The sequence below is a fragment of the Altericroceibacterium endophyticum genome, assembly GCF_009827595.1.
In the GTDB taxonomy this organism is placed as follows: Bacteria; Pseudomonadota; Alphaproteobacteria; order Sphingomonadales; family Sphingomonadaceae; genus Altericroceibacterium; species Altericroceibacterium endophyticum.
This window is the reverse complement of sequence record NZ_WTYT01000002.1, coordinates 613,687-627,032: the sequence shown is the minus strand read 5'-3', so window position 1 is coordinate 627,032 and position 13,346 is coordinate 613,687. Positions and strand designations below refer to the sequence as shown.

The window sequence follows — 13,346 nt, the reverse complement described above, 5'->3', positions numbered from 1 at the left end:
ATCCTTTGCTGCGGAAGTGTGGGGTGTTCTAAAGCGCCGTTGCGCGCGGGCGTGGGCGGTTGTTGAGCATCAGTTCGGTAAGTGCCCAGACCAACGCATCCGCGCGGTCGGGGGAGCGGGTCGGCCCTTCATAGGCACCGCCCGCCATCAGAGCGCACAGCTGGTCTTCCAGCTGTGGGAAACATTCGGCATGGCGCACCCGCCCGGCCTCATAGAGCGCGGCCACCGGCTCTGCCCGGGCCACCTTGCCGCGGCTGGCATGGACGAGGCGCAGCGGCATGGCGCAATCGGCAGCGCGCAGGACGCTTGCCACCATATCGCCGCCCTGATTGGCCTCTGCCACGACCCGTTCGGCCTGCCAGCTCGTCGCGGTCAGCGCGACCTGCCGGGCCCATCTTTCGGGGCTGGCCGAGGGGATCGAGGCATCGGCAAGGACATGGCCGACGCTGTGTCCATCCGCCCTTTCCCAGATGCCGGCGACCACGATGCCGCATTCATCCCCGCGTGCTGAGGCCGGAGGATCGACCCCGACCACGATCCGGGTGAGCGGCGTATCGGGCATGGATGCGCGGCAGTTTTCGAGCAGGGCACGGCTCCACAGCGCGCCTTCCGCCTCGCGCAGCAACACGCCTTCCAGCTCCTGCGCGCCCAGCGCGGTCCCACCATATTGGCGCTGCATCGCGCTGAGGAAGCTTGATGGCAGATTGGCGGCGTTGGCATAGGAGGACCCCGTGGTGAGCGCGATGCTGCCTGTTTCCTGTTCCGCCATCAGCCGCAGCATCAGCGGCACCGCGCGCGGGGTGGTGGTCGCCAGCAGACGCGGATCGTGTCCCAGCCTGAGGCCCATCTGCAGATTATCCCAGGCGCGGATTGCCCGGCCCGAGGCATTGTCCCATTTGGCGATTTCATCGCACCAGGCATGGCTGTGCTGCGGCCCGCGCAGGCTCTCGGGTTCTCCGGCGGAGAAAAGTTGCGCCTGCGCCCCGTTCGGCCAGATCAGTCGCCTCAGCGATGGTTCGAACAACGGGCGGAAGGCCGGCGGGGTGCAGGCGAGAATGCCGCTTTCCCCCTCCACCATCACCGCACGCGCTTCCACCAGCGAGGCTGCGACCAGCGCGATCCGTGCATCGGGCGAGGCGCGGGCGAGGCTGCGCACCCATTCGGCCCCGGCGCGGGTCTTGCCGAAACCGCGTCCGGCGCAGATCAGCCAGATCGCCCAGTCGCCCCGGGGCGGCAATTGGTCGGCCCGCGCCCACAGGTGCCAGGCATAATCGAGATTGTCCTGCTCCTCCGGGCCGAGATGCTTCAGCAATTTGCGGCGCAGCGCGGGTTCGAGCCCGCAGAGCCATTCGCGCTCCTCAGTCATCAAGCGCCTGCGGCTGCGCTGTCATTACCGCATCGGCAGCGTCGCGTTTCCGGCGATGGTTCAGCTTGCGCCGCGCCTCCGCCTCGCGCTTGCGCATGGTTTCGATCTTGGCATTGATCGCATCCAGCACGGCCTGTTCGTCACGCTCGGCATAGGCGCGCGCTTTCTGCGTGGCCGCACTGCTGCGGTGGAGCGCGAGCAGGCGCAGCGCATTGGCGATATCCGCTTTCGGCTCATCCTTACCGCTGCCGAAGCGCAGCCGGCACAGCGTTTCCATTTCCAGATTTTCATACCCTTCCAGCAGCGCCCGGTTCCAGGCATGGGCAAACCCCGCATCGCGCCGACGCGTGTCATAGGCGCGCGCCGGGGTGACGCCGGCATGGCGGGCGGCGGCGGTGACATTGGATGTGTCCGCCAGCGCGTCCAGAAAATGGTCGCGCCAGCGTGTGCTGGTGGTGCTGTCCGTTTCGGAGCTGTCCCGCCCATGCGTAATGGGCAGGCTGGGGGCCTGGGTCATAGCGCTATCCTGATTATGAGAGAGATACGAAATGCGCGGAAGCCATGGCCGCCGGACGGTTTATCGCGATGTTCCGTTTCTCTAACCAAATAGCGTCACAATGTCAACATAAAAAACCAAATAGGTTAAAAGAACCGCACTTGCGAGCCAGCTTCTACTTGCCTAAAGCTCGGAATTCAGAGGGAAAGAGTAACCGATATGCTGCGCCGCCTTTACGAATGGACCATGGAAAAGGCCGCGCATCCCCATGCGCAGGGCTGGCTCGCTTTCTTCTGCTTTGCCGAAGCAAGCTTCTTCCCGATTCCCCCGCATCCGCTGCTGGGCCTGATGTGCCTGGCCGAACCCAAACGTGCGATTCGCTTTGCGCTGATCGCTACATTCGCTTCCGTGCTCGGCGGTCTGTTCGGCTACTGGATCGGCTGGGGCCTGTATGATGTGATCGGGCAGCAGCTGATTTCAGCGCTGGGTCTGACCGACAGTTTCCCGGTCGCCGCCTGCTACTTGCGCGAATATGATTGGGAAGTGATCGTGATCGCGGGCACAACGCCGGTGCCCTTCAAGCTGCTCACCATCACGTCGGGCTTCATTCACATGGCGCTGGGCACGTTCATCCTCGCCAGTATTGCCGGGCGCGGGCTGATCTTCATGAGTGTCGGGATTCTGTTCCGCCTGTTCGGCGCGCCGATCAAGCGCTTCATCGACAAATATCTCGGCTGGGTCACAGCGGCATTCGTGGTGCTTCTGGTGGGCGGAATCATGGCGATCACGCTGCTTGGTGGCGGCGATAAGGGCGCGCAGGACAAATGCGAAGCGGCAACCGAAGTGCATGCGGGCGCCTGATCGCCCGGTGCGCGATTTCTAGAGCGACTGGATCACGACGAACAGCCCGACCGCGCTGACCACCAGCGCAAATCCCGTTTGCAGCAGCCGCTTGCGCGCCGCCAGATGGTGTCCGGCTATTCGGCCGAGCACAGATCCGGCAACACCGCCAAGAACCAGCCACAGCACCAGCATCCAGTCAACATAGCCCGAGATCGCATAGGAAGCCGCCGTGGTCAGGCCCAGCGCGCTGACCACCACCAGCGATGTACCGATGGCGATCGAAAGCGGCATCGCCGTGGCCAGCATCAGGCCGGGGACGATCAGAAATCCTCCACCGATGCCGAAGAAACCGGCGAGCAGTCCCACGCCCAGCCCGATCGGGATCAGCCGGGGGAGCAGCACACGCGCACTCGCACGCGTCAGGCGGACATCGGGACTTTCACCTGTGCGGCGCGGGCGCAGCATGGCGATACCGACACCGACCATCAGCAGGCCGAACAGAGCGAGCAGCTTCTGCCCGTCGAGCGCCTTGCCGGCCTCCGCGCCCAGCGCTGCGCCGATCATGCCGGTGGCGGCGAAGACCAGCGCGCAAGGCCATTTCACATTACCCGCGCGGGCATGACCGGCCAGCCCGCTGAGGGCATTGAGCGCCACCGCCACTGCGGCCGTGCCGATCGCGGCATGGGGTGAGCCGACACCCACGAAATAGATCAGCAACGGCACGGCGAGAATGGATCCCCCGCCTCCGATGAGCCCGAGAACGAAGCCGATCACCGCGCCGGCCAGCAGCGCGGCTGCTATGGTGGCCGCACCGGCGGAGAGCGCGGCGTCCATTACCCGGCCGCTTTACGGTTCCAGGGCATGGCTGAAAGCAGTGTCGCCATGCCGCACCAGCCCGACAGACCGGCAAAGAGCAGCCCAGCGCCGACAAAGCCCGACAGCCAGATGAACCCCGGCGCGACGAAGGCGGCCAGCAGCACCCCGATAAGGATCAGAGTGCCCGCGGTGATCTGCACCTGCCGCATGATTGGCAACGGCTGGCTGCGATCCTCGGTCACCGGCATGCCCTCTGCCTTCCAGCGGTCGATCCCGCCATCCAGCAGATAGCCATTGCCATTGCAGCACAGGGCGAGCTTCTCGGCATTGCTGCCGGTTCGCATACCCGTCCGGCAATGAAAGATGACCGGTTCGTCGCCTTCCAGCGGACCGAGCTGGTCGAGCGGAATATTGCGAGAACCTGGAATATGCGCGCGAACATGTTCGTCGCTGCCGCGAATATCCACCAGCTTTGCGCCATTGCGGCATAGTTCTTCGGCTTTTTCAGGGCTGATACGATTCAGGGTCATTGTTCGGACTCCTTGGCACAATAGATTTCATACAGGGCACCCATCAGCCGCGCACAGCGCGGATCGGCGATGCGATAGAACAGCGTTTGCGCTTCCCGGCGATAGGTCACCATCTTCTCCTCCCGCAGCCGGGCGAGATGCTGCGAGAGGGCTGATTGCGAAAGGCCGACTTCTTTCACCAGCGCGCCAACGGCCATTTCGCCTTTCTCGGCCAGTTTGCAGAGGATCATGAGTCGCCTCTTGTTGGAAAGAGCTTTCAGCAATTGAGCAACCTCGCCGGCATTTTCCTCGAATGTCGCGAGATCCATGGGGGGTTTGACAAAGTTCTCTTTCATAAGCATATACTAAATAAGCTTATGCTAATATAAGTCAAGCGAAGAAGGAGACCGAGGATGGACAAGCCAGAGATTCGCGCGTTTTTTGATGAGACGACCAATACGGTCAGCTATCTCGTCTGGGACAAGGGCACGCAGGCAGGCGCGGTGATCGATCCTGTTCTCGATTTTGATCCGGCCTCAGGTCAGGTCGATATCCGCTCAGCGGAAGCGATCATTGCAGCCGCAGCAGAGGAAGGGGTGAAGGTCGAACGGGTGCTCGAAACCCATGCCCATGCCGACCATCTCTCAGCGGCGCCTTTCATCAAGGAAAAGACCGGCGCCAAAATCGGAATTGGCGAGCATATCCGCGATGTTCAGGCGATTTTCCGCCCCATCTTCATGGCTGACGACATTCGCCCTGAGGGCGGCGATTTCGACCATCTCTTCCGCGATGGGGAGCGGTTTGCGATCGGTGCTCTGGAGGTCGAAGTAATGCATGTGCCGGGGCATACCCCAGCGGATATAGCCTACAGGATCGCGGATGCCGTCTTTGTCGGCGATACTTTGTTCATGCCGGATTACGGCACGGCGCGGGCGGATTTTCCGGGCGGCGATGCGCATATGCTCTATCGCTCGATCCGGCGGTTGCTGGCTCTGCCGGAGGAGACACGCCTGTTCATGTGCCATGATTACAAAGCCCCCGGGCGCGAGGAGTACCGCTGGGAAACCACCGTGGGCGATCAGCGCCGCGACTCGGTTCATGTCCATGATGGTGTGAGTGAAGAGGAATTTGTCGCGCAGCGTGAAAGCCGCGATGCCACTCTTTCCGCACCGCGATTGCTGCTGCCATCGGTGCAGGTGAATATCCGCGCCGGTCGCTTCCCCCCGGCAAAGGCCAATGGGGTTTCCTATTTGCAGATTCCGGTAAAGCCGGTGCGTGGTGCGGTGGCTGCTGTCTCACCGGCTGCATGAATCGTCGCATTTGACGGAACGCAAAGGGTCGCTGCGGCGTCTTGTGAGCATATTCAATAGGAGAATTTCTCATGACGACACGCAGCGGCAGCGCAAAATATGAAGGCCTCGGCAAGGATGGCAAAGGCCATGTTTCGACCGAAAGTGGAGCCCTGAAGGATCAGCCCTATGGCTTCCAGACCCGCTTCGAGGATGCGCCGGGCACCAATCCCGAAGAACTGATCGCCGCCGCCCATGCCAGCTGCTTCACCATGGCGCTCAGCTTTGCCCTCGCGAAGGAAGGACACGAACAGGGCACATTGGAAACCAATGCCAAAGTGAAGCTGGAAAAGGATGGCGATGGCTTTACCGTCACGCGGTCGGACCTGACTTTGACGGGCACGGTTGCGGGTATTGAAGAAGCCAAGTTCAAGGAGATTGCGGAGGGGGCGAAGGCCAATTGCCCGATCTCCAAGCTGCTCGATGCCGAGATTTCGCTCGAGATTGCATTTCAGAGCTAATCAGCAGGATAGAAGAAGGGCCGCTCTCTCGGCGGCCCTTCAGTTTATTTCGAGCGGTTGGCGAAACTCTGTTCGAATTCTTTGATCGGCCGGCCGGACATGTCGCCCGGCGTGCTGTAAATGGCTGCATTCAGCAGATCATCCTGCAGCGTGACATGCAGGAATCCCCAGGTTGACCCTTTGGAGAAAAGATTGGTCATCTGCGGATTATTGGCCTTTTGCTGCGCTGCAAAGGCGACATCCTGCTGGCGATATTTCGACCCTGCACCGGCGACGAACATAGGCACCGGGCCGTCCGCAGCATCCGCCACCGTCGAACAGTCATCGCTATAGGCTTCCATCAGATGATCGTCGCCGGAGATATAGGCATCGGCATATTTGCAAATGGCCGGCAGCAGCAATTTGCGCAGCGAGCGCGCCTTTTCATATTTGCTGCCACCCGATGACCACAATGCGTGATGGCCAAAAACCACTTTCCACCGAGCATTGGACTGGGCGAGCGATTGCTCGAGCCAACTGACCATGTTCTTCTCCGCCGGGCTGGCGGGTTTTACATAATCGTCCCAGCTTTCCAGCTCACCCGTCTGGATCTCGTTACCCTCTGCATCCAGTTCATCCTTATAAACCGTGGTTGAAGCCAGCAGCATTTCCGTGTCGACGACAAAAATCTCGACTTCCCCTTCCATGCCAACGGGCACAGCCTTGTAAAACAGATCCGGCATGGTGAAATTCGGGTGCTGCTGGAGATAAGTCAGCTGGGCTTCGGTTGCCTCGCGCGAAATGTGCCAGTCATGATTGCCCATCATCGTATAGATGGTGAAATTCTCAGTCCCGGCACCAAACCGGCCATAGGGTTTGTCCAGCATGTCGGAAAAGCGGCGGGCATCCGAAATGCCATCTGCACCAAGTGTGGCGCCGTCCGGATAAATATTGTCACCCAGCATCGCGCCAAAATCGCAACCCTGACTCGCACAGACTTCCGCGGCAGCGCGGGCTACAGGATACATGCCGCTTGCAGACGTAAAGCCGCCGAGTGTGCTTTCAAATGTCCATGGGGTCGGCGTGAAGTCTGAAAGGTCGGGATGATGATCCAGCCAGCCTTCGGCGTGGGCGCCCAGATATTCGCCCAAGGTTGCGAAAGGCTCTTCATCCTCATCCAGCGTTTCGTAAGCCGGGATATAGCCGGTATCACCAATGGCGACGAAGGAAATTGGCGCTTCTTGCGCCTGGGCCGGCATGGCGACGGAACTGAGGGCAGCAACGGCCAGCAACGCATGAAAGCGGTTCATAAAGCTCTCCGGAAATCGGGACATGGGCAGGGGCGCATGTTTCGAGGCCGGACCTGCCTCCTGTTTGTGACACGCGAATGTCACAAGCAGGAGGCTGCCATCAGCTTCGGTTGAACGCACATTGTCGTCCGCCTATGGGTAAATCATCCGCACTTGGCGGTGATATCAAATAATTCCGATCGCTTTTCCGGCGCGTTCGAACATGCCCAGGATCGTGTCGACCTGTTCGCTCGTATGTTCAGCGCAAAGCGAGCAGCGCAGCAGGGTCATATTGGCCGGGGTTGCCGGGGGCCGGGCCAGATTCACATACAGGCCTTCTGTCAGCAGTGCTTCCCACATGGCGGCGCCGCGTTCCAGATCAGGCATGATCACGGCCACGATCGCGCTTTGCGGTACGTCAGTGCCCAATGTAAAGCCGCGCTCTTTCAGTCCCTTATGCAGCTTGCGCGAATTTTCCCACAAATGGGCGCGCTTATCCGCATTATGCATCAGCTTGCGAATGCTGGTGGCCGCAGTTGCGACTACGCTGGGCGGCAGGCTGGCGGTGAAGACATAAGGCCGGCACACCAGCCGCATGATTTCAAATTTCGGATGGTTCGAAACGCAGAAACCGCCAACAGTGCCGACTGATTTGGAGAAGGTGCCGATGATGAAATCGACATCGTCCATCACGCCCTGATCTTCGGCCACGCCGCGGCCATTTTCGCCGATAAAGCCCATGGAATGTGCTTCGTCGACCAACACCATCGCGCCGTGGCGTTTGGCGATGGCGATCATTTCCTTCAGCGGGGCAATATCGCCCAGCATGGAATAGACGCCTTCGAGCACGACCAGCTTGCCAGCGCCTTCAGGAATCCGCTTGAGGCGTTTTTCCATCGCTTCAATGTCATTATGCTTGAAGGGCACGATTTCGGCATTGCCCAGCGCACAGCCATCCCAGATCGAGGCGTGGCTATCGATATCGAGAACGACGTAATCGCCTTTGCCCGCGATTGTGGAAATGATCCCCAGATTGGCCTGATAGCCCGTGGAAAAGACCATGGCATGATCCATGCCATAGAATTCCTTCAGCGCATCCTCGCATTCGCGGTGGCCCTGATAAGTGCCATTGAGAACCCTGCTGCCCGTGGTGCCTGATCCAAAATCAGCCAGTGCCTGCTTACCTGATTCGACCACATCGGGATCGAAGGTCATGCCCATGTAATTGTAGGTGCCGAGCAGAATCGTCTCGCGGCCATTGCAGATGGCCTGCGTGGGGGAAAGCACCCGCTCCATCACCAGGCTGAAGGGGTCTTCAATCCCGCTCGCCAGCAAATCGGCACGCTGTTTGATCAGGGGATCAAACTTTGAAAACAGGTCCGGTGCATCGCCTTCGCGTGCCACCGGCTGATCAGATTGGTTGATACCTTCGCTCATAGAATATGTCTCGAATCAGTCGTTCTGCAGTTTGCAGACGGCGTCCACCAACTGGCCGTAATTTTCGATTTCAGCCTGCTGGTTCATGGAAATGATGATGTCGAATTCGTCCTCAATCGCGGCCACGAAATCCATCACCGTGAGGCTGTCAAACTCGAGATCGGTGGCAAAGGTGGTGCTATCGCTGATCTCCACGCCCTTTTTGTTGAAAGGCTCGATCAGAGAACGAATGCGGGTGTCTATGTCTACGCGGTCCATAAAGGCACTCCTAACTACGGAATGCGGCGCAAAAGCGGCGATATGGGGTGATTGTCAAGCGTGGGCGGCGCTGGCTTGCACTCCAATCGCCGAATCCATGAGCCCTTTCACCGTATTCATGAAGGGGCCGAGCGATACAGGTTTGGATAGATAACCCTCCGCCCCGACATCACGAATCCGCTGTTCGTCGCCCTTGCCGGCATAGGCTGTGACAGCCAGCACGGGCACATCGCACAAGGTCTGATCATCCTTGAGTTCGGCAATCAGATCCAGCCCGGAAATATCCTGCAGCTGAATATCCATGATCACCAGATCCGGCATGAAAGCGCGCGCGCGGGCCACGGCCTCGTCACCTCGTGCAACTGGTTCAGCCTCAAACCCACTCGCTCGCAAAACATCGCAGAACAGCTTGCGATTAAGATCGTTATCCTCGACAACCAGCACGCGTTTCGCCATTGGACCCCCCAGAAACTCTTCCGCTTTGGCGGCAGAGGCGACAGCATTTCACTTCGCTGCAAAAATCGGTTGAGAGCAATTATTACCAAATTTGGCCATTTTGTTAAGGACAATTCCGTCATTGCGCTTCAGGCGCTGGCCTGGGTGCTGTCCGATGATGATCGGGCGCATCGCTTTATGGCGCTGACCGGGCTGACACCGGACGTGTTGCGCGGCGGATTGGATGACCAGGTGACGCAGCAGGCAGTGCTGGATTTCCTGTGCGGGCACGAACCCGACTTGCTGGCTGCGGCCGAAGCATTGGAAATAGAACCTGCCACGATAGTTCAGGCACGCGAAGGGCTGGCCCAATGACACGACCTCTGGTGATTACCGATTGCGACGAAGTTCTGCTGCATATGGTGCAGCACTTCCGCCAATGGCTGGATGAGGACCATGCGATCGATTTCCAATTGCGCGGGCGGCCTTTCGTGCAATCCATGACCCGTGCTGATGGCGAAGCGCTGACGGAAAAGGAGATCTTTTCCTATCTCGACCGTTTTTTCGACACCGAGATGCATCGGCAGACACCGATTGCCGGTGCCGTAAATGCCATCAATGAATTGCGGCAGGACGCCGATGTCGTGGTGCTGACCAATCTGGGCGACAAGCATAATGCCGCGCGCAAGCAGCAGCTACGCGACCACGGTATTGATGCACCGGTCTTTACCAATCAGGGCCCGAAAGGGGAGGCGCTGAAACGAATCGTGGAGGAATATGGTGCGCAGCGCGCCGTGTTTATCGACGATCTCGCCGTGCATCATAAGTCTGCGTCGGAAGTTGCTCCGCATATTACCCGGCTCCATTTTTGCGGTGAGCCGGCCATCGCGCCGCATGTGCCCTGCGCATTGGAGGCAGGTCATGCGCATGCCCGCATTGATAATTGGGCGGATGCCTTGCCATGGCTTCGCCAGACGCTTCATGGAGAAGAAAGCAAATGACGATAGAAGTGCGCCTCGAGCAACAGGGAATTATCCTTCCCGAAGCAGCCGCTCCGGTTGCCAGCTATGTTCCCGTGGTTGTGTCGGGCGGTTATGCTCATGTTTCGGGCCAGCTTCCCTTTCGTGATGGCGAATTGATGACCGGGCGACTGGGGGAGAATGTCTCGCTCGAAGAAGGGATGGAAGCGGCGCGGGCCTGCGGCCTGATGCTGCTGGCACAGCTTAAACAGGCCATGATCCCGCTCGACAAGGTCGTGCGCGTGGTCAAGCTGGGCGCATTCGTCAATTCTACGCCCGATTTTACCGATCAGCCGAAAGTGGCCAATGGCGTGTCCGATCTGATGATTGATGTGTTTGGCGATAAGGGCCGTCATGCTCGGGCGGCGGTTGGCGTCGCTGCACTGCCTCTGGGGGCTGCGGTCGAGGTGGATGGTATCTTTGCTCTGGCGGACGCTTAATTCCTGGCTTGCGCCCCTGCCGTTGGCTGATCATTTCGATTGGCTGACGGCGCAGGATTACACCCATCGCGGCCTGCACGGTCTTGGACGTGTCGAAAACACGCTGAGCGCGTTCCAATCTGCCATGGATCGCGGATTGGGTATCGAATGCGATGTGCGGCTGAGCGCTGACGGCCTGGCGATGGTCTTCCACGATGAGACGCTTACCCGTCTGGCGGATCGTCCGGAGCGGGTTTCGAGGCTTTCGGCAAAGCAGCTTTCCAAGGTGCTGGTTGGGCCGCGCGATACAATTCCTACGCTCGGACAAATGTTGCAATGCGTGGATGGCGCGGTGCCGATTCTGATCGAGCTGAAAAGCCCTGCAAATAGCCGGGTGGAGCCGCTTTGTCTGGCCGTTCGCCGCGAATTGGAAGGGTATCGCGGGCATTGCGCGGTGATGAGCTTCGATCCGCGGGTCAGCCGCTGGTTCTGGCGCTATTCTCCTGACACGTGTCGTGGTCTCGTTCTGAGCGAAGAAAATGCGCGCACCTATTCTGCCACCATCCGGCGTTATCGTGCGCTAAGACGGGCCATGCCACATTTTCTGGCCTATGATATTCGTGATTTGCCTAGTTCTTTTGCGCGCAAGCAGCGCAAACGCGGAATACCTTTGTTAAGCTGGACAGTGCGCTCCCCCGCACTGCGCGAGACCGCCCGGCATGAAGCCGATGGCTGCATCGCCGAAGGAGAAGGCCTCGCATAAAGGGCACGTTTCCTTTAGCTTGCACCAGATGGCTGAAAATCTCCACGCGCGTATACTTCCCTCGGTTGGCTCGGTGTCCGCCGAGGATTGGGACAGGCTGGCTGGAAATGCTAACCCTTTCCTTTCTCATGCTTTTTTGACCTCGCTTGAGGATTCCGAAAGCGTCGGCGGTGATACGGGGTGGGCTCCCGCACCGATTGTCATCGAAGATGGCGGGGGCGGGCTGCGGGCTGCTTTGCCGGCCTATCTCAAGGGGCATAGCCAGGGAGAATATGTGTTCGATTATGCCTGGGCGGATGCATGGCACCGGGCCGGCGGCGAATATTATCCAAAATTACAGATTGCCGTGCCTTTTACCCCGGCTACCGGCCCGCGGATGCTGCTGTCTGATCCGATCTATGCGGCCCCGCTGCTGCAGGCGGCGCAGACTTTGTGCGAAAGACAGGGATTTTCCTCCGCCCATGCAACCTTCATTGAGCCTGATCAGGTCTCTCTGTTCGAAGAAGCGGATTGGCTGATCCGCACCGATACGCAATTCCATTGGGAAAACCGTGATTATGGCGATTTTGATGGCTTTCTGGATGCCTTGGCATCGCGCAAGCGCAAGGCTGTGCGCAAGGAGCGGAAGGCGGCGCAGGATGGCGTAACGATTCGCCATCTGACCGGCGCTGATCTGACGGCGGACGTGTGGGATGCGTTCTGGCAATTCTATCAGAATACCGGTGCGCGCAAATGGGGTACGCCTTACCTCACTCGCACGGCATTTGATCTGATGAGCAAGCGCATGGGAGAGCAGATCCTGATGGTGCTGGCCTATCAGGATGGCTATCCGATCGCCGGGGCGCTGAACTTTATCGGCACGGAAACGCTGTTCGGGCGCTATTGGGGCTGCGTGGTGGACAAGCCCTTTCTACATTTCGAACTGTGTTATTATCAGGCGATTGATGCGGCGCTTGAGCGGGGCCTTTCGCGCGTCGAGGCTGGTGCGCAAGGAGGGCACAAGCTGGCCCGTGGATATGAGCCGGTTACCACCTATTCGGCGCACTGGATTGCGGATCCGCAATTCCGACTCGCTATTGAAGATTTTCTTGAGCGCGAAAGAGAAGGTGTGGCGATTGACCAGATGACACTGGGTGATCACACCCCGTTCAGGAAAGGTAACTAGTATATTTCAAACCATAAAATCTGGGCAGAAGCACAGTTTTTGGCGTCATTGCGCTTGTGTGTGCGTTTTTGTCCCCCTATAGGCCCGGTCACGTCGCACCACGGCATGTTTCCTGCCTGAAATACTGGGGCTGACTGAATGGAGTAGCGTTGATGGCGTCGATCCTGAGTGACGATATCGACATTCTCGCCAAAGCGAGGCGAGCTCTCGATGGAAGTTACACACCGAGCGAGGATGAGGACTATATGTCCGAACGCCAGCTCGATTATTTCCGTGTTCTGCTGTTGCAGTGGAAGAAGACAATCCTGGAAGCTTCGGAAGGCACGCTGCAATCGCTGCAGGAAGGGCCCATTCGCGACGCCGATCTGAACGATCGTGCATCCAGCGAAACCGATTGGGGGATAGAGCTGCGTACCCGCGACCGGCAGCGCAAGCTCATCTCCAAGATCGATTCTGCTCTGCGGCGAATCGATGCCGGAGAATATGGCTGGTGTGAAGTCAGCGGCGATCCGATCGGCATTAATCGTCTGACGGCCCGCCCGATCGCCACGATGACGGTGGAAGCGCAGCAGGCGCATGAAAAGCGCGAAAAAGTCTCCCGAGACGATTGAGTTGCGATGCAATTTTGCATCTCAACATGTTGATCTTAATAATGCGTTATCCATTTAGCGGCATGGTATCTTGTTGTAAGGCAGGATATCGGGCAGGTCTGTTGCCCTGAGCCGAGCGGGATTAGAGCTGA

18 protein-coding genes and 1 pseudogene are annotated in these 13,346 nt (G+C 59.2%); 9 read left to right on the top strand and 10 right to left on the bottom strand.

The genetic code is table 11. From position 1 onward, the window contains the following. Nucleotides 1-28: 28 nt before the first annotated feature. Both GRI91_RS06950 and GRI91_RS06945 read right to left on the bottom strand, forming a co-directional pair. Complete coding sequence (locus tag GRI91_RS06950) at nucleotides 29-1,366, bottom strand: DNA-packaging protein (protein ID WP_160735877.1); 1,338 nt, start codon at nucleotides 1,364-1,366, stop codon at nucleotides 29-31. Further along, the gene (locus tag GRI91_RS06945) at nucleotides 1,359-1,883 is read right to left on the bottom strand and encodes a hypothetical protein (RefSeq protein WP_202385488.1); all 525 of its coding nucleotides are present in this window, start codon (nucleotides 1,881-1,883) and stop codon (nucleotides 1,359-1,361) included. The genes GRI91_RS06950 and GRI91_RS06945 overlap by 8 nt, the downstream gene beginning before the upstream one ends. A gap of 198 nt (nucleotides 1,884-2,081) precedes the next feature. Between GRI91_RS06945 and GRI91_RS06940 the strand changes: the two genes are divergently transcribed. Continuing rightward, nucleotides 2,082-2,723: a YqaA family protein gene (locus GRI91_RS06940; protein ID WP_160735876.1), complete on the top strand. Its 642-nt coding sequence runs from the start codon at nucleotides 2,082-2,084 to the stop codon at nucleotides 2,721-2,723. Between the two features lie 18 nt (nucleotides 2,724-2,741). Here GRI91_RS06940 and GRI91_RS06935 read toward each other — a convergent pair whose 3' ends face one another. The 4 genes and pseudogenes from GRI91_RS06935 to GRI91_RS06925 form a co-directional block, all read right to left on the bottom strand. Next, a complete protein-coding gene (locus tag GRI91_RS06935; RefSeq protein ID WP_160735875.1) occupies nucleotides 2,742-3,539 on the bottom strand; it encodes a sulfite exporter TauE/SafE family protein in 798 nt (265 codons plus the stop codon). After that, nucleotides 3,539-3,730, bottom strand: a complete 192-nt coding sequence (locus tag GRI91_RS16390) for a YgaP family membrane protein (protein WP_419866828.1) — start codon at nucleotides 3,728-3,730, stop codon at nucleotides 3,539-3,541. Before GRI91_RS16390 ends, GRI91_RS06935 begins: the two co-directional genes overlap by 1 nt. A 54-nt stretch (nucleotides 3,731-3,784) precedes the next feature. After that, nucleotides 3,785-4,051: pseudogene (locus GRI91_RS16385) on the bottom strand (rhodanese-like domain-containing protein); the annotation flags it as partial. Further along, on the bottom strand, nucleotides 4,048-4,359 hold the full coding sequence (locus tag GRI91_RS06925) for a metalloregulator ArsR/SmtB family transcription factor (RefSeq protein ID WP_337190332.1): 312 nt from the start codon (nucleotides 4,357-4,359) through the stop codon (nucleotides 4,048-4,050). The pseudogene GRI91_RS16385 and the gene GRI91_RS06925, both read right to left, overlap by 4 nt. A gap of 84 nt (nucleotides 4,360-4,443) precedes the next feature. On the opposite strand from GRI91_RS06925, the gene GRI91_RS06920 reads away from it, so the two are divergent. Together GRI91_RS06920 and GRI91_RS06915 are read left to right on the top strand one after the other, a co-directional pair. Next, entirely contained in the window at nucleotides 4,444-5,340 is an 897-nt protein-coding gene (locus GRI91_RS06920) for an MBL fold metallo-hydrolase (protein WP_160735872.1), read from the top strand. A gap of 71 nt (nucleotides 5,341-5,411) precedes the next feature. After that, nucleotides 5,412-5,840: an OsmC family protein gene (locus GRI91_RS06915; protein ID WP_160735871.1), complete on the top strand. Its 429-nt coding sequence runs from the start codon at nucleotides 5,412-5,414 to the stop codon at nucleotides 5,838-5,840. A gap of 44 nt (nucleotides 5,841-5,884) precedes the next feature. Here GRI91_RS06915 and GRI91_RS06910 read toward each other — a convergent pair whose 3' ends face one another. The 4 genes from GRI91_RS06910 to GRI91_RS06895 form a co-directional block, all read right to left on the bottom strand. Beyond that, on the bottom strand, nucleotides 5,885-7,129 hold the full coding sequence (locus GRI91_RS06910) for a metallophosphoesterase (protein ID WP_202385487.1): 1,245 nt from the start codon (nucleotides 7,127-7,129) through the stop codon (nucleotides 5,885-5,887). 165 nt (nucleotides 7,130-7,294) lie between these two features. Continuing rightward, nucleotides 7,295-8,545 (bottom strand): serine palmitoyltransferase, encoded by a 1,251-nt coding sequence (spt, locus tag GRI91_RS06905; protein WP_160735869.1) that lies wholly within the window; start codon nucleotides 8,543-8,545, stop codon nucleotides 7,295-7,297. A gap of 15 nt (nucleotides 8,546-8,560) precedes the next feature. Continuing rightward, on the bottom strand, nucleotides 8,561-8,803 hold the full coding sequence (locus tag GRI91_RS06900; RefSeq protein ID WP_160735868.1) for an acyl carrier protein: 243 nt from the start codon (nucleotides 8,801-8,803) through the stop codon (nucleotides 8,561-8,563). 54 nt (nucleotides 8,804-8,857) lie between these two features. Beyond that, entirely contained in the window at nucleotides 8,858-9,259 is a 402-nt protein-coding gene (locus GRI91_RS06895) for a response regulator (RefSeq protein WP_160735867.1), read from the bottom strand. Between the two features lie 69 nt (nucleotides 9,260-9,328). Here GRI91_RS06895 and GRI91_RS06890 point away from each other — a divergent pair, with 69 nt between their 5' ends. The 6 genes from GRI91_RS06890 to dksA all read left to right on the top strand — a co-directional run bounded on the left by GRI91_RS06890 (nucleotide 9,329) and on the right by dksA (nucleotide 13,215). Beyond that, a complete protein-coding gene (locus GRI91_RS06890) occupies nucleotides 9,329-9,613 on the top strand; it encodes a DUF3572 domain-containing protein (protein WP_202385486.1) in 285 nt (94 codons plus the stop codon). Next, nucleotides 9,610-10,239 carry an HAD family hydrolase gene (locus GRI91_RS06885; RefSeq protein ID WP_160735866.1) on the top strand — a complete coding sequence of 210 codons (630 nt, stop codon included), beginning with the start codon at nucleotides 9,610-9,612 and terminating at the stop codon, nucleotides 10,237-10,239. Before GRI91_RS06890 ends, GRI91_RS06885 begins: the two co-directional genes overlap by 4 nt. Continuing rightward, the gene (locus GRI91_RS06880) at nucleotides 10,236-10,697 is read left to right on the top strand and encodes a RidA family protein (RefSeq protein ID WP_160735865.1); all 462 of its coding nucleotides are present in this window, start codon (nucleotides 10,236-10,238) and stop codon (nucleotides 10,695-10,697) included. Before GRI91_RS06885 ends, GRI91_RS06880 begins: the two co-directional genes overlap by 4 nt. 22 nt (nucleotides 10,698-10,719) lie before the next feature. Further along, the gene (locus tag GRI91_RS06875) at nucleotides 10,720-11,439 is read left to right on the top strand and encodes a glycerophosphodiester phosphodiesterase family protein (RefSeq protein ID WP_237437701.1); all 720 of its coding nucleotides are present in this window, start codon (nucleotides 10,720-10,722) and stop codon (nucleotides 11,437-11,439) included. Nucleotides 11,440-11,467: 28 nt separating this feature from the next. Then, nucleotides 11,468-12,604: a GNAT family N-acetyltransferase gene (locus GRI91_RS06870; RefSeq protein WP_160735863.1), complete on the top strand. Its 1,137-nt coding sequence runs from the start codon at nucleotides 11,468-11,470 to the stop codon at nucleotides 12,602-12,604. Nucleotides 12,605-12,756: 152 nt separating this feature from the next. After that, the gene (dksA, locus tag GRI91_RS06865; RefSeq protein WP_160735862.1) at nucleotides 12,757-13,215 is read left to right on the top strand and encodes an RNA polymerase-binding protein DksA; all 459 of its coding nucleotides are present in this window, start codon (nucleotides 12,757-12,759) and stop codon (nucleotides 13,213-13,215) included. Nucleotides 13,216-13,346 lie beyond the last annotated feature (131 nt).

Bases quoted from the DNA above. Each gene is read 5' to 3' on its own strand.
- GRI91_RS06920 (WP_160735872.1), top strand. From the start codon at position 4,444: ATGGACAAGCCAGAGATTCGCGCGTTTTTTGATGAGACGACCAATACG.
- GRI91_RS06935 (WP_160735875.1), bottom strand. From the start codon at position 3,539: ATGGACGCCGCGCTCTCCGCCGGTGCGGCCACCATAGCAGCCGCGCTG.
- GRI91_RS06910 (WP_202385487.1), bottom strand. From the start codon at position 7,129: ATGAACCGCTTTCATGCGTTGCTGGCCGTTGCTGCCCTCAGTTCCGTC.
- GRI91_RS06900 (WP_160735868.1), bottom strand. From the start codon at position 8,803: ATGGACCGCGTAGACATAGACACCCGCATTCGTTCTCTGATCGAGCCT.
- GRI91_RS06885 (WP_160735866.1), top strand. From the start codon at position 9,610: ATGACACGACCTCTGGTGATTACCGATTGCGACGAAGTTCTGCTGCAT.
- spt (WP_160735869.1), bottom strand. From the start codon at position 8,545: ATGAGCGAAGGTATCAACCAATCTGATCAGCCGGTGGCACGCGAAGGC.
- GRI91_RS06950 (WP_160735877.1), bottom strand. From the start codon at position 1,366: ATGACTGAGGAGCGCGAATGGCTCTGCGGGCTCGAACCCGCGCTGCGC.
- GRI91_RS06915 (WP_160735871.1), top strand. From the start codon at position 5,412: ATGACGACACGCAGCGGCAGCGCAAAATATGAAGGCCTCGGCAAGGAT.
- GRI91_RS06940 (WP_160735876.1), top strand. From the start codon at position 2,082: ATGCTGCGCCGCCTTTACGAATGGACCATGGAAAAGGCCGCGCATCCC.
- GRI91_RS06870 (WP_160735863.1), top strand. From the start codon at position 11,468: ATGGCTGAAAATCTCCACGCGCGTATACTTCCCTCGGTTGGCTCGGTG.
- GRI91_RS06945 (WP_202385488.1), bottom strand. From the start codon at position 1,883: ATGACCCAGGCCCCCAGCCTGCCCATTACGCATGGGCGGGACAGCTCC.
- GRI91_RS06880 (WP_160735865.1), top strand. From the start codon at position 10,236: ATGACGATAGAAGTGCGCCTCGAGCAACAGGGAATTATCCTTCCCGAA.
- GRI91_RS16390 (WP_419866828.1), bottom strand. From the start codon at position 3,730: ATGCGGCAGGTGCAGATCACCGCGGGCACTCTGATCCTTATCGGGGTG.
- GRI91_RS06895 (WP_160735867.1), bottom strand. From the start codon at position 9,259: ATGGCGAAACGCGTGCTGGTTGTCGAGGATAACGATCTTAATCGCAAG.
- dksA (WP_160735862.1), top strand. From the start codon at position 12,757: ATGGCGTCGATCCTGAGTGACGATATCGACATTCTCGCCAAAGCGAGG.
- GRI91_RS06925 (WP_337190332.1), bottom strand. From the start codon at position 4,359: ATGGATCTCGCGACATTCGAGGAAAATGCCGGCGAGGTTGCTCAATTG.